Consider the following 14,177-nt stretch of genomic DNA (forward strand, 5'->3'; position numbering starts at 1 on the left):
GCCAGTGTGTGACGGAGTTTGTGACACTCGGGCAAGGCCTTCCGCGACAGGTCACGTTGAAGCGGCTGATCGTTGCGCCGAGTCGTTGGGCAAATCGTTAAGGCTATCCGTAAAGCCCGCGAATCGAATCGGTCACCCGAGCGCGCGAACCGCCTCGAGCACGTCTACGACATGCCCGGGCACCTTCACCTTGCGCCAATCGCGCACCAGAATGCCCGCCGCATCGAACAGGAAGGTCGAGCGATCGATGCCCATATAGGTCTTGCCGTACAGCTTCTTTTCGACCCACACGCCGAACGCCTGCATCGCCGCATCGGTATCGTCGGTGGCAAGCGGCACCGTCAGATCATATTTGTCGATGAACTTCTGGTGCTTGGCCGGCGTGTCGCGCGAAACGCCGAGAACGGCGGCTCCCAGCGCCTGGAACTCCGCATAATGGCTGCTGAAATCCTGCGCTTCGCGCGTGCAGCCCGAGGTGTCGTCCTTGGGGTAAAAATACAGGACGAAAATCTTTCCGACATAGTCGCGCAGGTTGAGGCGATCTCCGGTCGGGGTGGCAAGGTCAATTGCGGGAAGCGCCCCGCCTTCTTCGATGATCGTCACGGTCGCGCACCCTCCACATCCGCCAGCCAGGTTGCAACCTCCTGCCGAGTCCGATCGAGCGATGCAAGAACGTCGGCCCAGTCCGCCAGCCCCAGCGCCCGCGCGACCAGAGTCTGTGTCGCTGGCCGCGGCGGCTGGGCATCGGGCGCAACCAGCCGCAACGTGACCAGCAGCCGCGTCAGGAAATCCTGCGCGGCGAGCATTTCAGGCGGGGCCCGTCCTGCAGCGACCAACGCCGCGATCGCGCTGCGCAAATTGGGATCGAGGCCAAGGCCGCTCTCAAGTTGCACCATATGGACGGCGAATTCGAGGTCGACCAAACCGCCCGGCAGCAGCTTTGCATCAAGCGGCCCGAGCGGCGGCTTATGCGCCGCCATTTCGGCGCGCATCGCGATCGCATCGGCCACGACGTTGCGCACCGGACGATCGCCGCGCAGCACGTCGCCGATCACCGTGTCGACGGCGGCGCGCGCAGCGGGCGATCCGAACACCGGCCGTGCCCGGGCCAGCGCCATATGCTCCCACGTCCACGCGCTTTCGCGCTGATAGCGTGCAAAACCTTCCAACGAGACGCTGAGCGGACCCTGCGTGCCCGATGGCCGCAAGCGGGTGTCGATCTCATACAGTGGTCCCGAAGCAGTCGGCACCGAGAGCGCGGCGCTGATACGCTGCGCCAGCCGGTTGTAATAGAGCACCGCCCCGAGCGGCTTGGGTCCGTCGGATTCGGCCAGATGATCGCCGGTGAAGAGATAGATGAGGTCAAGGTCAGAGGCATGGGTCAGTGCGCCCCCGCCCATCCGCCCAAGCGCCAGAATGATCAGCTCGCTGCCGGGCACGGTACCATGGCTGCCCGAAAACTCGGTGATCGTCGCCTCGGCCAGCACCTCGATCGCCGCCTCCGCCACACGCGCATAGCCCGCCGAAACCACGAGTGGATCCGACGCACCCGACACGATTTGCGTGCCCAGGGCGAAGCGCTTCTCGCCGACGACGCGTCGCACATGATCGAGCCGTGCCTGATAATCCGCCCCCGCCGCCATTTCGCGAGCGAGCGTCGCCGTATCGGCCACCGGATCGAGTGCGGTTGCGTCGATCAGTCCGTCGAACAGTTCCGGCCGCCGTGCCAATTCTTCGGCCAGCGTCTCGGCATGGCTGAGAATCAACCCCAGCAACCGCGCCAGTGCAGGCCGCGCCTCCAGCAGGCGGAAGAAATTGACCGCGCTCGACAGCCGCGCCAGCATCCTGTCCAGCCGAACGATCGCGCCTTGCGGGTCGGGTGCCTTGCCCAGCGCGGCAACCAGGCCGGGCAAAACCGCCTCGAGCGCCGACCGCGCCGCCGGGCTGCGCAAAGCCGGATAGGTGCCGCTCCGCCACTGCTCGATGCGTTGCGTTGCCACGTCCGCATCGCCAAAACCGGCCAGGCTTAGCTGGGACGCAAGATGGTCGCGGTCGAAAGACAGCGAATCGCTGTCTTCCGGGTCCAGCGCATCATAGCTTGCCGCCGTCGCCCGGACATGTGGCCGCAACAGCTCCAGCACCGCGTCGGCATTTTCCAATCCGTGCAGCTTCGCAACACCGTCGAGCGCGTCGCCCGTCGGCAGATGGTGCGTCTGCCGATCATCGACCATTTGCACGCGGTGCTCGATCGTCCGGAACAGTGTGTAGGCGCGCACCAGCGCCGCTGCTTCTTCCGCATCAACCCAGCCTGCCGTCGCCAGCGCCTCCAACGCATCCCGCGTGGCCGGTACGCGCAGCGCGGGGTCGCGCCCGCCATGGATCAACTGGTGAATTTGCGCGAAAAATTCGACCTCGCGAATACCGCCACGGCCGCGTTTCAGGTCAAATCCCGGGCCGAACGCTTGCCCCCGCGCGTGATGATCGCGGATTCGGCGCGAGATGCCGCGAATTTCGCCGATCGCCCCAAAATCGAGCGCGCGCCGCCACACGAACGGCTTCACCGCTTCGAGAAAGCGCGTGCCGAGTGCGATATCGCCAGCCGCAGCACGGGCGCGGATGAACGCCGCGCGTTCCCACGGCAGCGCGAGAGATTCATAATATGACAGCGCCGCATCGACCGACAAGGCGATCGGCGTCACCTCGGGCGACGGGCGCAAGCGCAAATCGACGCGCAGGACGTAGCCATCGCCATCGCGCGCCTGCAGGATTTCCACCACGCGCTTGCCGATGCGAACGGCCGCTTCTTCCGGTGCTTCGCGCGGGCGGCACGGGAGGGTAACGGGGTCGAACAGGAAGATCGGGTCGATGTCCGACGAATAGTTGAGCTCGCGGCTGCCCTGCTTGCCCAGCGCGATCGCCACAAAACCTTGCGGGGCGGCATCGGGGGTCCGTTCCGCGATGGCGGTGACAATTGCGGCATCGAGCGCGCGATCGGCGAAATCGGACAGGGCATGCGTCACTGCCGTTAGATCGTCCAGTCCGGCCAGATCGCCAATCGCAACCCGAAGCGCCAGCCGCCGCCGCTCGAGCCTGAGGCGTCGCGGCATCGCCATATCCGTCAGATCGCGCGCCAGCGTCTCAAGCGCCGGGAGCGCTCCCTTTTCCAAGATCGCAGCCATCTCGGGCTCGCGCTGCAACACGACACTCAGGAACGGCGACCATCGGCGCGCACGCGTCACGGCATCGATGATAGGCGAGTCGAAAACCATATCTTTCCTGTATCGCCATGATTTCAGGCCGATATGGCACAATAGACAAGCAACAAAAGGGGGCATCATCCGTTATTGACTTATGTCAATGTTCGATAGCCCTTATCAGCAGCAGCAGCAGAGTGATCGGCTCTATGTGGTCGCTGCTCCGTCACGCTCAGACGTGTTGAGGGTCACGCTTCATGCTGCCTACGCCACGCCGGACGCAGATGCGGGCTTCTCGGACCTGCTGCAGGCGCTCGACCGCGTTTCGATCGCACCGAAAATCGTGAAATAGTGGTTCTCAGCCGCGATCGCGGCTGAGTTCGTCCACTTCCCCCATGATGGTATCCAGCGCGGTCATGCCCGGCTCGTTGGTATGCGTGCGACGCGACGCCAGCGTATTGTCGCTCATCACCGCCTCCAATGCGACGCGCCCGCGTGCGACACGGCTCTTGATCGTACCGACGGCAACACCGCAAATCTCTGCGGCCTCCTCATAAGCAAAGCCGCCGGCACCCACCAAGATCAGCGCTTCGCGCTGTGGCTGCGGCAAATGCAGCAAGGCACGCTGCATATCGCCCAGTTCGACGTGCTTATCCTGGCTGGCTGGCGCGGCAAGGATACGATCCGCCACCAGATCGTCCCACTCGCCTTTGAAACGCGCGCGACGCATCTGGCTGAGATAGAGGTTGCGCAGGATGATGAAGGTCCATGCCCGCATGTTGGTCCCGGCCTGGAAGCGCAACCGCGCCGCCCACGCCTTCATTAGCGTTTCCTGCACGAGATCGTCGGCAAGGTCGCGATTTCCCGAAAGCGAGCGCCCAAAGGCGCGCAAATGCGGAATGACCTGGGCCAATTGCGTCTTGAACTCGGCGTCGGAAAGCGAAACGTGCTCGACGACCTCGGGCACGGTTTCGTCTTCGTCCTGGTCGATCGCGTCGGTCATGAAATATAGTCTCGCGTAGCGGAACACAGATGGGCCCGACAGACAGCGAAGTCCATCACGCCAGCGGCATCGAAAAATTCAGCGGTAAAAAATCAGCAGCGCGGCAAGCGCGACCACAGTGAGCGTCAGCGAGATGGCGAGGACGTAGCGTGTAACATGCGGAGTCGCGCCAGCGCGGGCGTCTTGCGCACTTACTTCTATCTTTTCGTCGTCGGCCATGCGCGCCCCCGTGTCGTTGTGGCTCCGTATCGTATGGAACCCAACCCACGGGGGCACGAATCGGTTCCCTTAAGCGGCGGGAACCGTCGCCTGGTCGAAGAACAAAGCCTGCGCGATCGCCGCTTTCACGGTCGAGCGCTGGAACGGCTTGGTAATCAAGAAGGTCGGCTCAGGGCGTTCGCCCGTCAACAACCGCTCGGGAAAAGCAGTGATGAAAATAACCGGCACTTCAAACTCGGCAAGGATATCCTTGACCGCGTCGATTCCCGAGCTGTCGTCAGCCAATTGAATATCGGCGAGCACCAGGCCGGGGCGATCCTCCATCGCCAGCGCGACCGCTTCGTCGCGCGTGACGGCAACACCAGTCACTTCATGGCCAAGGTCACGAACGATCGTCTCGATATCCATCGCGATGATCGGCTCGTCCTCAATGATCAGCACGCGAGCACGCGTCTGCTTTTCGATTTCGCTCAGCGCTTCGGCGACCAGTGCCTCAACTTCGCTGGTGTCGACATCGATCAGATAAGCGGCGTCTTCGGGGGTGAACCCTTCCATCGCGGTGAGCAACAAAGCCTGGCGCGACAACGGCGTCATCCGCGCGAGGCGTGCACGAGCGATCGCTTCCTGGCTGTCACCGTCACCCGCGCTCATATTTTCCGGGCTCTCATCGTAATTGGTCGAGTTCCAGATGGCGTGGAACATCCGATAGAGGCCCAGGCGTGGATCGACCTCGCGCGGGAATTCCTCGGGTGCGGCGACGATCGCTTCCAGCGTGGCGCGCACATAACGATCGCCATGCGATTGGCTGCCCGTCAGGGCGCGCGCATAGCGGCGCAGGAACGGAAGATGGGGGGCAAGTTGCTGTCCTAGCGACATGACTGTCGGAGTCTCCCTGAGATAATCTCGAAGGGCCTTGTGGAAGCGGCCCCCCGCATATGCAACGCGTTTTGTTGCTCCGACGGCATCGGAGTTAATTCGCATTGGGCATGGAACCATCGACGCGCAATTTGGTTTCATGCTGGAACTCGGACCGATGCAATCTGTTTTTCCGGGTTTAGCGTATCATATGGTTCATGCCGGATTGTTACGGCAGCATTTTAACTCTATCCGGCACATCCGGGTTTTCAGGGGGACGGCATTGCGTTCGGGCGACGAATCTTCAAAAAAGCCGGGTGCGGCACGCGCGGCCGATTCTGGCGCGAAGGTTCAAAGCAAGGACCGCGACATGGGCGCGGCTTTGCGCACCGTATATCAACGCACGGTGGAGGAAGCGATTCCGCCGGAGATGTTGGACCTTCTCGGAAAATTGGACTGATTTACAGATGACGGATATCGCCGGGGATACCGCCCCTGCGCGTCCGGGAGGCGGTCTGGTCGATCGCATCCCGACGGGTGCGAAAATTTTCCTGATTCTCAGTGCCGCGCTACTGCCGCTCGCGATCATCGCCTTCTTTGCGACGTTGCGCACCGCCGAACTGGCCGACGAAGCGACACAGGCCCAACTCCGCGTCACCACCACCGAAAGCGCCCGCAAGCTCGCGATCGAGCTGGTCGGCGACATGACGGCGCTGCGCGTGTCGCTGAACGCGCTTGAGGCAGACCCCGGCGATGCGCCGAGTTGCGCCCGCGCGCAGGGCGTGTTCGCGCCGCAAATCGCCGCTGGCACGCGTTTCATGATCATGGATGCGCGCGGTCATGTTATTTGCGGCGAGCAACTGCCGGTGGTGCCTTGGTCTGCGCCAACCCGTCCCGACAAGACGGTTGTGGCCCGGGTCTATCCAGGGCGCGGGCTGACCCTCGCTACTACCAGCGCCTCCGGGCGAACGCGCGCCGCCGCCTTTTTTCCGGTCGACGTTCTGGCCGCCACCGCCGCGCCGAGCGGCTATGCCATGCCCTATGAAGCGCGGCTGGTGCTGGGCGACGACGCGCTGGTCTTGTCCGACCTGCCGCCGCAAGCCCCGCTGGAACGGCGCGCAGGCTTGAGCATGCCAGTCGGGCTTGGGGAGATCGCGCTGACCACGCGTATGCGCAGCGCGCCGATCACCTCGCCTGTTCTGGTGTCGCTGATCCTGCCGATCATCATGTGGGCGGCGGCGGCGGGCATTGGGTGGTTTGTGGTGGATCGCCTGCTGATCCGCGCCTTGCGGCAATTGCGGTCGCGCGTCGCCAATTTCGTGCCCGGCGAAGAAATCGATCCCGGCGCAATGCATGCGCTTCCTGCGCAGGAAATCCGCGAATTGGGAGAGACCTTCCGCGCGATCAGCCGAACCGTCGCCGAGCATGAAGCCGGGCTGGCCGAGGGCCTGGTCCGCCAGACGAAGCTCACGCGCGAAGTCCATCACCGCGTCAAAAACAATCTTCAGGTCATTTCCAGCCTGATCAATTTCCACGCCCGCGCCGCGCGGAGCGCAGAGGCAACGCAAGCCTATGCCTCGATCCAGCGGCGCGTGGATGCGCTCGCCGTCGTCCACCGCAACCATTTTGCCGAACTCGAGGAAAATCGCGGGCTGTCGCTCCGCTCGGTTATCGGCGAACTGGCCTCCAACCTCCGCGCCACCGCGCCGGACGATTCCCCGATCGGCGTTACGCTCGATATCGCGCCCTATCTGGCCAATCAGGATGTCGCGATTGCGATCGCGTTCCTGCTGACCGAGATCGTCGAATTGGCGATGACCGTCAGCCCGACGGCGCAAGTGCGGATCTCGATCAGTGCCGGCCCCACCGAGGATCGCGCCATATTGAGAGTCAATTCGCCCGCTCTGGTCGATGATGACACCATGCGGGCGCTGGTGGCCGAACGCTATGGTCGAGTGATCGAAGGGCTGGCGCGGCAATTGCGGTCGAAGCTGCACTACGATCCGCTGGTCGGCGCTTATGAGATCGCGGTTGCGGTGACCGGGCGCGATTGACCTTCGCGCCATAAAAAAAACGCGCGCCTGGATTTTTTTCGGAACCGAAGCGCGAGACGCCCGTTTTTAGGTTCGGATAGTGATTTTATGCCCCCCCGCTCTCGCTATCCAAGACACGGGCCTGGCCGCGCTTCCTTCCCCCCCCCCCGGTAGCGCGTCCAGGCCCTAGCTTTTTTATCGCTTGCTCCTGACCGCACGGCTTAGCGCGACCGTGTGGAACCAAGCGTAGCCCCAAACATTGGGAGCGAGGCATCCGGGCTACCCCGGACAGTCTTCAGGAGAGTATCATGCGCAAGATCACCACGATCGCTATCGCCGCCACTGCGTTGCTGCTTGGCGCGTGCAACACTGTCGAAGGTGTTGGCAAAGATGTGAAATCGGCAGGCGACACCGTCGCCAAAACGGCTGACAGCGCCAAATAAGCCCATCACTGGGATGTTGAAGGCCGCCCCCGATGATGCGGGGCGGCCTTTTGCCGATCAGCTTTCGACCAGCTCGGTCGCAGCGTTTTTCACCCGTCGACGCTCGGTGAACCAGATCGCGATCAGCGCGAGTTCGTAGAGCCCGACCAGGGGCACGGCGAGCATGATCATCGACCCGGCATCGGGCGGTGCCAGCACCAGCGCCACGGCAAAGCAGCCAACGATCGCATAGCGCCGTCCGCTCACCAACTGCTTACGCGTCACCAGACCCGCGCGCTCGACGAGCATCAGCAGGATCGGCAACAGGAAGGCGAGCCCGAAGGCGAACAGGAATTGCATCACGAAATCGAGATAGGAGGCGACCGAGGTCATCGCCTCCTGCTGTACCCCGCCGAGATTCCCCTGGAAGCTGTAGAAAAACCGCAGCGCCGAGGGGATGGCGATGAAATAGGCCATCGTCGCGCCCGTGATGAACAGCACCGGGGTCGCCCACAGGAAGGGGAGCAAAGCCCGCTTTTCTTTCATGTACAGGCCCGGCGACACGAACGCCCAGAGCTGCATCGCGATCACCGGAAAGGCGATCATCAACGCCGCGAACAGCGCCACTTTCAACTGAACGAAAAAGCCGTCGAAAACCCCGACAGTGACGAGCTTGGTCTGCCCCGCCAGCAGCAGCGGATGCACCAGCACCGTGAAAATTTCGCGCGAAAAAATGTAGGTGCCGATGAAGACGAGCAGCACCGACACGAGGCAGAAGAACAGCCGTTTGCGCAATTCCACCAGATGATCGAGCAGCGGGGCCCGGCTCGCTTCGAGGTCGTCAATCGGAACGTTCACGGATGCGCCTTGGGCTCGGGGTCGTTCGGCGGGGTCATCGGCGGTGCGATGGCGGCGGCGGCGCTATGCACCACGGGCGGCTCGACCATTACCGGCGGTGCCTCGCCGTCATGCTGCTCATCCGCCGCCACTGCGGGCGTATCCGCCATCGGCAGCATCTGGATGGGCTCAGTGGGATGTTCGCGCATGATCCGCGCGTTTTCCGCCGCCCACTTCTTTTCCATTTCCGCCAATTCGGCCTCGCGCACCATAGTGTCGAAGCCCGAGCGGAACTGATTGGCGACGCCGCGCACACGCCCGACCCATTGCCCCGCGATCCGCATCGCCTTGGGCAAATCCTTGGGCGGGATGACGAGCAGGGCCACGACCCCGAGCAGGATCACCTCGGAGGATGCGACATCGAACATGGCAACGCGGCGCTAAATCAGATTTCGGTTTCGCGGATGCGATTGCCGTCGCGGTCAAAGACCGGCTCTGCTGCCTTCTTGGCTTCGATCCGGCTCGGCTCGCGTGCGGGTTCGTCGTCTTCGGCCATGCCCTTCTTGAACGACTTGATGCCCTTGGCAACGTCGCCCATCATGTTCGAGAACCGGCCGCCGCCCAGGACGAGGATCGCGATCCCGCCGAAGATCAGCCAGTGTACAAAACTCAAACCACCCATGATCGATCTCCTGAATTCCCTCCTATCTAGTCCTCCTCGTCCGAAACTTCCACCTCTCCAGTGGTATCGGCGCGTTCGAAGGCGAGATCGACCGGATCGAGCAAGCCTGCGGCGCGCAAATCGTCGATCCCGGGCAAGTCCCGCCTGCTGGCGAGACCGAAATGCGCAAGGAAGCCCGGCGTCGTCGCGTACAGCAACGGTCGCCCCGGCACCTCGCGCCGCCCGGCGGGGCGAATCCAGCCCGCCTCCATCAGCACGTCGAGCGTTCCCTTGGAGATGGCCACGCCGCGAATGGCCTCGATTTCGGCGCGAGTCGTCGGCTCGTGATAGGCGATGATCGCCAGCGTCTCGATTCCCGCGCGACTGAGCTTGCGTGGCTCTTCATGCGTGCGACGCAGCAAATGCGCCATGTCGGCGGCAGTCTGGAAATGCCAGCGCTCGCCGCGCTGCACCAGTTCGATGCCGCGCCCGGCATAATCGGCCTGAAGCGTGCGGAGCGCAGGGCGCACCTCCGCGCCCTCCAACTGCGCGCGGATCGCATCGACGGTCATCGGTTCGGTCGCGGCGAACAGTACCGCCTCCACCGCGCGGACCAACGGGTCGGGCGCGCTCATGCCAGCGCCCGGATATAGAGCGGCGCGAAGGGCGATTGCTGGCGGAGTTCGATCTTGCCTTGCTTGGCCAGTTCGAGCGCCGCCAGGAAGCTGGAGGCGAGCGCCGATTTGCGGAAGGTCCCACGTGCTTGCTCAGGCAGGAAGCTTTCGATCGTCGCCCAATCGACGCGCGTGCCGACCAACGCCGACACCCGCTCCAGCGCGGTCTCCAGCGTCATCACCGCACGGTGCGCCACGACATGCAGCACCGGGCGGGTGCGTGCACTGATGACGCCGTAAGCCGCGATCAGATCGTAGATTTCGGCCTGCCACAGCGCCTTGCGCTGCGTGCGCAACCCCTCGGGTGCCCCGCGCAGAAACACATCGCGCCCGACCCGGTCGCGCGCCACCAGCCGCGCGCCAGCCTCGCGCATCGCGCTCAGCCGTTCGAGCCGCAGTTGCAGCCGCAGCGCCAATTCCTCGGGCGACGGCTCGATTTCGGGATCGCGCGGCAGCAGCAGGCCCGATTTGAGATAGGCAAGCCACGCCGCCATCACCAGATAATCGGCGGCCAGCTCCAGCTTGATCGCGCGCGCCTGCTCAACGAAGCGCAGATATTGATCGACCAGCGCCAGAATCGAAATGGCTTTCAGATCCACCTTCTGGTTGCGCGCAAGCGCCAGCAGCACGTCGAGCGGGCCTTCCCACCCTTCCAAATCAAGCGTGAGGGTTGCGGAATCTTCGGTCATTACCCGAAGCCTAGCAAATCCTCCCCGGGCCGGGGAGGATTGTACGTCAGCGCTAATAGGGCATCGCGCTTGGCAATCAACGCTGCCATGTCACCCGCAGGCCGGACGCCCGCAACCGTCGCCATCGCGCGATCGAGCCGCGCGCGCGATACCGCCGACATCGGGTCGAGCCGGTCGATAATGGCCTCCATCTCATCCATCCGTCCCCAACAATCGAGCACCAGGTCGCACCCGGCCGCGATCGCCCCGGCGGCTTTATCGCCCGCCGTGCCCGACAGCGCCTTCATGTCGATGTCATCTGTCATCAACAGTCCGTCAAACCCGATTCGCTGCCGGATGATCTGCTCGACCACTACCGGCGAAAGCGTCGCCGGGCGTTCGGCGTCCCAGGCTTCGAACACGATATGCGAGGTCATCCCCATCGGAGCGTCGTTCAACCGGGCGAACGGCTCCAGATCGACCGCCAATTCGGCATCGGAAGCGGTGACCGTCGGGAGGTGGTAATGCGTGTCGAGCTTGGCGCGGCCATGCCCCGGCATATGCTTGACCACGCCGACCACGCCGCCACGCTGCAACCCCTGCAGGATCGCGCGCCCCAAAGCGGCGACGCGCATCGGCTCCGACCCGAGCGCGCGGATCGTGATCGCCTCGGTCGTGTCGGGCTGCATCACGTCGAGCAAGGGCATACAATCGACGTTGATGCCAACCTCGGCCAGCATCAGCGCAATCGCCTCGGCATTGGCGTTGGCCGCCTCGATCGCGGAAATGGGCGCAATGTCGTACAAAGCGCCGAACGCTGGCCCGGCGGGAAAGCTCGGCCATTCGGGCGGCCCCATCCGCGCGACGCGCCCCCCCTCCTGATCAATCAGGATCGGAACGTCGTCGCGGCCCGACAGGTCGCGCAGGCTATCGGTCAGCGCCCGCACTTGCGCGCGCGTCTCGATGTTGCGCTTGAACAGAATATACCCAGCCGGGTCAGCGCGCGTGAAAAAGGCGCGCTCGGCGGGGGTCAGGGCAAGGCCGGAAAGGCCGAAGATGACGGGCTTCATTCCCGTTGCCTACAAGCCCGGTGCCGGCCTGAGTAGCCCCTACCGGCGCAACCGGTCAAAAAGCGGAACAGCGGGGTGCCTCAATCGTGGGGTACGAAGCACGCCTGTCCCGCCGCCGCCAGCTTGCCGCACAGGCTGCTCGCCTGCCCCGCGCTGCCCGCATTCACGCGCAAACGATACACCGTCTTGCCGTTGACCTGCGCCGCCTGCACCGATTTCCCAAGCGGCGCGAGATAGGCGTAGCTCTTCGAAATCTTGCCCCAGGCGGCATTCGCCTCGGCTTCATCGGGGAAGGAGCCGAGCTGGACCAATGCTCCGCCCGACGACGCGCCCTTGGCCGACGGGATTGCGGTGACGGCCTTGTCCGATCCGGTGACAACCGGGGCCGGCGCGACCTTTTTACCCTCGACCGGTTTCTCCGGCAGTGCCTTCATGTCGATCGACGCATTGGCGGTTCCGGCACCATTGCTGGTGGCGATCGCGGTATCGCCCTCGCCTTCGACCTTGAGCCCACCGGGATCATCCGGCTTGACCTTATAGTCGCCCGCCTGGGCGGTGATCAGCGCGCCATTGCCGTCAACGCTCTGGTGCTTCTTATAATATTGGTAGCCGAGGATCGCCGCCGCAACGATCGCCAGCGCGACCACGACCAGCAGGATGATCCGCACGATCGACGGGCCATCGTCATAATCGTCTTCGACCGTCTCCAGCCAGGGGAGCCGATCCTCATCGCGGACATCGAATTCGCCGGTCGCCATCAGTTCATCTCCTGGACCGCCTGGACCCCCATGATCCCCAACCCGTTGCGGATAATCTGCCCGATCGCGTCGGCCAAGAAAAGCCGTGCGCATGTCATGGCAGGATTGTCCGGCAGCAGGAAGCGGCGGTCGGGCCGGTCGTTTCCGACGTTCCACAAAGCGTGGAGCGAGGCTGCCAAGTCATAGAGATAAAAGGCAATCCGGTGCGGTTCGCGTGCCGCCGCTGCCGTATCGACGATGCGCGGGAACTGCGCGGCGAACTTCACCAGCGCCAGGTCTTCCGTATCAAGTTGGGACAGGTCGACCGAATCGCACACAATCCCCGCCTCCGCCGCACGCCGGTGCAGCGATGCGACGCGCGCATGGGCGTAATTGACGTAGAAAACGGGATTGTCCTTCGAGGCTTCCACCACCTTGGCAAAATCGAAGTCCATCTGCGCATCGGCCTTGCGCGTCAGCATGGTGAAGCGGACGACATCCTTGCCGACTTCACGCACGACATCGGCCAGCGTGACGAAATTGCCCGCGCGCTTGGACATTTTGATCGGCTCGCCATTCCGCATCAGCCGCACCATCTGGACGAGCTTGACGTCGAAACGCGTCTTGCCGCCGGTCAGCGCCTGCACCGCCGCGACGATGCGCTTGACCGTACCGGCATGGTCGGCACCCCAAATGTCGATCAGCGCGTCCGCCGTCTGCGCCTTCTGGTAATGGTAAGCGAGATCGGCGCCGAAATAGGTCCATTGCCCGTTCGACTTCTTGATCGGCCGATCCTGATCATCGCCAAATTGCGTCGAGCGGAACAGCGGCAGCACGACCGGCTCCCAATCGTCCAGTTCCTGGCCCTTCGGCGCTTCGAGCAGACCATCGTAGATCAGCCCCCGCGCGCGCAGGTCATGCTCGGCGGCTTCGGGTTTGCCCGCCGCCTGCAATTCCGCCTCGGACGAGAACAGGTCGTGATGGATGCCGAGCAAGGCAAGGTCGGCCTTGATGAGTTCCAGCATCGCCGCGACGGCGCGCGTGCGGAACAACACCAGCCAGTCACCCTCGGGCTTGCCGACATAGGCATCGCCAAATTCGGCAGCCAACGCCTGGCCGACCGGAATCAGATAATCACCCGGATACAGGCCCTCGGGGATTTCGATCGTCGCGCCCAGTGCCTCCAAATACCGCATGTGAACCGAGCGCGCGAGCACATCGACCTGCCCACCGGCATCGTTGACATAATATTCGCGGATCACCTTGTGCCCGGAAAATTCGAGCAGGCTCGCCAGCGCATCGCCCACCACCGCGCCGCGGCAATGCCCCATGTGCATTGGCCCGGTCGGATTGGCCGAGACATATTCGACGTTCACCGTAAGGCCCGCGCCGCGCGACGAGCGCCCATAATCGTCGCCCGCATCGCGGATCGCGGACAATTCGGCGCGCCAGGTGTCGTCGGTCAGCGTCATGTTGATGAAGCCCGGGCCCGCCACGGCGACGCTCGCCACCTCGTCCAGCTCGCCCAGCTTCGCCGCGATCTTGTCGGCCAGCGCGCGCGGATTGGTGGCGGCGGGCTTGGCCAGCACCATCGCGGCATTGGTCGCCAGATCGCCATGCGTGGTATCGCGCGGCGGCTCGACCGTGACATTGGCGCGGCTCAGCCCGCTCGGCAAATCACCGCTGGCTTCAAGGGCATCGAGCACCGCATCGATATGCGCGGCGAAACGGGTGTACAGGGTCATGGCAAGTCCGGTCATGTAAGCGAGCGCGGGCCTTAGCCGAGTTCGCCCCGCTGGGCAAA

Annotated in this window: 17 protein-coding genes; 4 read left to right on the top strand and 13 right to left on the bottom strand. The window is 63.9% G+C overall.

Going from position 1 to position 14,177, the window contains the following annotated elements; translation table 11 throughout:
• Positions 1 to 132: 132 nt before the first annotated feature.
• Both ON00_RS05840 and ON00_RS05845 read right to left on the bottom strand, forming a co-directional pair.
• Positions 133 to 603, bottom strand: coding sequence for a peroxiredoxin (locus ON00_RS05840; protein WP_010403943.1), 471 nt, complete (start codon positions 601 to 603; stop codon positions 133 to 135).
• A complete protein-coding gene (locus ON00_RS05845) occupies positions 600 to 3,269 on the bottom strand; it encodes a bifunctional [glutamine synthetase] adenylyltransferase/[glutamine synthetase]-adenylyl-L-tyrosine phosphorylase (RefSeq protein WP_010403944.1) in 2,670 nt (889 codons plus the stop codon). The genes ON00_RS05840 and ON00_RS05845 overlap by 4 nt, the downstream gene beginning before the upstream one ends.
• Positions 3,270 to 3,357: 88 nt before the next feature.
• Here ON00_RS05845 and ON00_RS05850 point away from each other — a divergent pair, with 88 nt between their 5' ends.
• On the top strand, positions 3,358 to 3,546 hold the full coding sequence (locus ON00_RS05850) for a hypothetical protein (protein WP_010403946.1): 189 nt from the start codon (positions 3,358 to 3,360) through the stop codon (positions 3,544 to 3,546).
• A 6-nt stretch (positions 3,547 to 3,552) separates the two neighbouring features.
• On the opposite strand, the gene ON00_RS05855 is transcribed toward ON00_RS05850, so the two are convergent.
• The 3 genes from ON00_RS05855 to ON00_RS05865 all read right to left on the bottom strand — a co-directional run bounded on the left by ON00_RS05855 (position 3,553) and on the right by ON00_RS05865 (position 5,292).
• Entirely contained in the window at positions 3,553 to 4,197 is a 645-nt protein-coding gene (locus tag ON00_RS05855; protein WP_010403948.1) for a sigma-70 family RNA polymerase sigma factor, read from the bottom strand.
• 78 nt (positions 4,198 to 4,275) lie between these two features.
• Positions 4,276 to 4,416: a hypothetical protein gene (locus ON00_RS20850; protein ID WP_010403951.1), complete on the bottom strand. Its 141-nt coding sequence runs from the start codon at positions 4,414 to 4,416 to the stop codon at positions 4,276 to 4,278.
• Positions 4,417 to 4,485: 69 nt separating this feature from the next.
• Positions 4,486 to 5,292 (bottom strand): response regulator, encoded by an 807-nt coding sequence (locus ON00_RS05865; protein WP_010403955.1) that lies wholly within the window; start codon positions 5,290 to 5,292, stop codon positions 4,486 to 4,488.
• Between the two features lie 37 nt (positions 5,293 to 5,329).
• Between ON00_RS05865 and ON00_RS20520 the strand changes: the two genes are divergently transcribed.
• From ON00_RS20520 to ON00_RS05875, 3 genes are all read left to right on the top strand, one after another.
• Positions 5,330 to 5,731 (top strand): hypothetical protein, encoded by a 402-nt coding sequence (locus tag ON00_RS20520; RefSeq protein WP_209613533.1) that lies wholly within the window; start codon positions 5,330 to 5,332, stop codon positions 5,729 to 5,731.
• Between the two features lie 7 nt (positions 5,732 to 5,738).
• Complete coding sequence (locus ON00_RS05870; protein ID WP_010403956.1) at positions 5,739 to 7,325, top strand: sensor histidine kinase; 1,587 nt, start codon at positions 5,739 to 5,741, stop codon at positions 7,323 to 7,325.
• A gap of 287 nt (positions 7,326 to 7,612) precedes the next feature.
• On the top strand, positions 7,613 to 7,747 hold the full coding sequence (locus ON00_RS05875) for an entericidin A/B family lipoprotein (RefSeq protein WP_010403958.1): 135 nt from the start codon (positions 7,613 to 7,615) through the stop codon (positions 7,745 to 7,747).
• A gap of 57 nt (positions 7,748 to 7,804) precedes the next feature.
• Here ON00_RS05875 and tatC read toward each other — a convergent pair whose 3' ends face one another.
• The 8 genes from tatC to argS form a co-directional block, all read right to left on the bottom strand.
• The gene (gene tatC, locus ON00_RS05880; protein ID WP_010403961.1) at positions 7,805 to 8,584 is read right to left on the bottom strand and encodes a twin-arginine translocase subunit TatC; all 780 of its coding nucleotides are present in this window, start codon (positions 8,582 to 8,584) and stop codon (positions 7,805 to 7,807) included.
• Positions 8,581 to 8,991, bottom strand: coding sequence for a Sec-independent protein translocase protein TatB (gene tatB / locus ON00_RS05885; protein ID WP_010403964.1), 411 nt, complete (start codon positions 8,989 to 8,991; stop codon positions 8,581 to 8,583). The genes tatC and tatB overlap by 4 nt, the downstream gene beginning before the upstream one ends.
• Before the next feature lie 17 nt (positions 8,992 to 9,008).
• Positions 9,009 to 9,245 (bottom strand): Sec-independent protein translocase subunit TatA, encoded by a 237-nt coding sequence (locus ON00_RS05890; protein ID WP_010403965.1) that lies wholly within the window; start codon positions 9,243 to 9,245, stop codon positions 9,009 to 9,011.
• A 26-nt stretch (positions 9,246 to 9,271) separates the two neighbouring features.
• The gene (gene scpB, locus ON00_RS05895) at positions 9,272 to 9,859 is read right to left on the bottom strand and encodes an SMC-Scp complex subunit ScpB (RefSeq protein WP_010403966.1); all 588 of its coding nucleotides are present in this window, start codon (positions 9,857 to 9,859) and stop codon (positions 9,272 to 9,274) included.
• On the bottom strand, positions 9,856 to 10,587 hold the full coding sequence (locus tag ON00_RS05900; RefSeq protein WP_010403967.1) for a segregation and condensation protein A: 732 nt from the start codon (positions 10,585 to 10,587) through the stop codon (positions 9,856 to 9,858). The genes scpB and ON00_RS05900 overlap by 4 nt, the downstream gene beginning before the upstream one ends.
• Positions 10,587 to 11,636, bottom strand: coding sequence for a glycoside hydrolase family 3 N-terminal domain-containing protein (locus ON00_RS05905; RefSeq protein ID WP_010403968.1), 1,050 nt, complete (start codon positions 11,634 to 11,636; stop codon positions 10,587 to 10,589). Before ON00_RS05905 ends, ON00_RS05900 begins: the two co-directional genes overlap by 1 nt.
• 80 nt (positions 11,637 to 11,716) lie before the next feature.
• The gene (locus ON00_RS05910) at positions 11,717 to 12,394 is read right to left on the bottom strand and encodes an SPOR domain-containing protein (protein WP_010403969.1); all 678 of its coding nucleotides are present in this window, start codon (positions 12,392 to 12,394) and stop codon (positions 11,717 to 11,719) included.
• A complete protein-coding gene (gene argS, locus ON00_RS05915; RefSeq protein WP_010403970.1) occupies positions 12,394 to 14,118 on the bottom strand; it encodes an arginine--tRNA ligase in 1,725 nt (574 codons plus the stop codon). The genes ON00_RS05910 and argS overlap by 1 nt, the downstream gene beginning before the upstream one ends.
• Positions 14,119 to 14,177 lie beyond the last annotated feature (59 nt).

The organism is Sphingomonas echinoides ATCC 14820 (assembly GCF_000241465.1).
GTDB lineage: Bacteria > Pseudomonadota > Alphaproteobacteria > Sphingomonadales > Sphingomonadaceae > Sphingomonas > Sphingomonas echinoides.

Excerpts from the sequence above, each read along its gene's own strand:
- ON00_RS05850 (WP_010403946.1), top strand. The coding sequence starts at position 3,358 with ATGTTCGATAGCCCTTATCAGCAGCAGCAGCAGAGTGATCGGCTCTAT.
- ON00_RS05845 (WP_010403944.1), bottom strand. The coding sequence starts at position 3,269 with ATGGTTTTCGACTCGCCTATCATCGATGCCGTGACGCGTGCGCGCCGA.
- ON00_RS05900 (WP_010403967.1), bottom strand. The coding sequence starts at position 10,587 with ATGACCGAAGATTCCGCAACCCTCACGCTTGATTTGGAAGGGTGGGAA.
- ON00_RS05865 (WP_010403955.1), bottom strand. The coding sequence starts at position 5,292 with ATGTCGCTAGGACAGCAACTTGCCCCCCATCTTCCGTTCCTGCGCCGC.
- ON00_RS05890 (WP_010403965.1), bottom strand. The coding sequence starts at position 9,245 with ATGGGTGGTTTGAGTTTTGTACACTGGCTGATCTTCGGCGGGATCGCG.
- ON00_RS05910 (WP_010403969.1), bottom strand. The coding sequence starts at position 12,394 with ATGGCGACCGGCGAATTCGATGTCCGCGATGAGGATCGGCTCCCCTGG.
- ON00_RS05855 (WP_010403948.1), bottom strand. The coding sequence starts at position 4,197 with ATGACCGACGCGATCGACCAGGACGAAGACGAAACCGTGCCCGAGGTC.
- ON00_RS05870 (WP_010403956.1), top strand. The coding sequence starts at position 5,739 with ATGACGGATATCGCCGGGGATACCGCCCCTGCGCGTCCGGGAGGCGGT.
- ON00_RS20850 (WP_010403951.1), bottom strand. The coding sequence starts at position 4,416 with ATGGCCGACGACGAAAAGATAGAAGTAAGTGCGCAAGACGCCCGCGCT.
- ON00_RS05905 (WP_010403968.1), bottom strand. The coding sequence starts at position 11,636 with ATGAAGCCCGTCATCTTCGGCCTTTCCGGCCTTGCCCTGACCCCCGCC.
- ON00_RS05875 (WP_010403958.1), top strand. The coding sequence starts at position 7,613 with ATGCGCAAGATCACCACGATCGCTATCGCCGCCACTGCGTTGCTGCTT.
- tatB (WP_010403964.1), bottom strand. The coding sequence starts at position 8,991 with ATGTTCGATGTCGCATCCTCCGAGGTGATCCTGCTCGGGGTCGTGGCC.
- scpB (WP_010403966.1), bottom strand. The coding sequence starts at position 9,859 with ATGAGCGCGCCCGACCCGTTGGTCCGCGCGGTGGAGGCGGTACTGTTC.
- argS (WP_010403970.1), bottom strand. The coding sequence starts at position 14,118 with ATGACCCTGTACACCCGTTTCGCCGCGCATATCGATGCGGTGCTCGAT.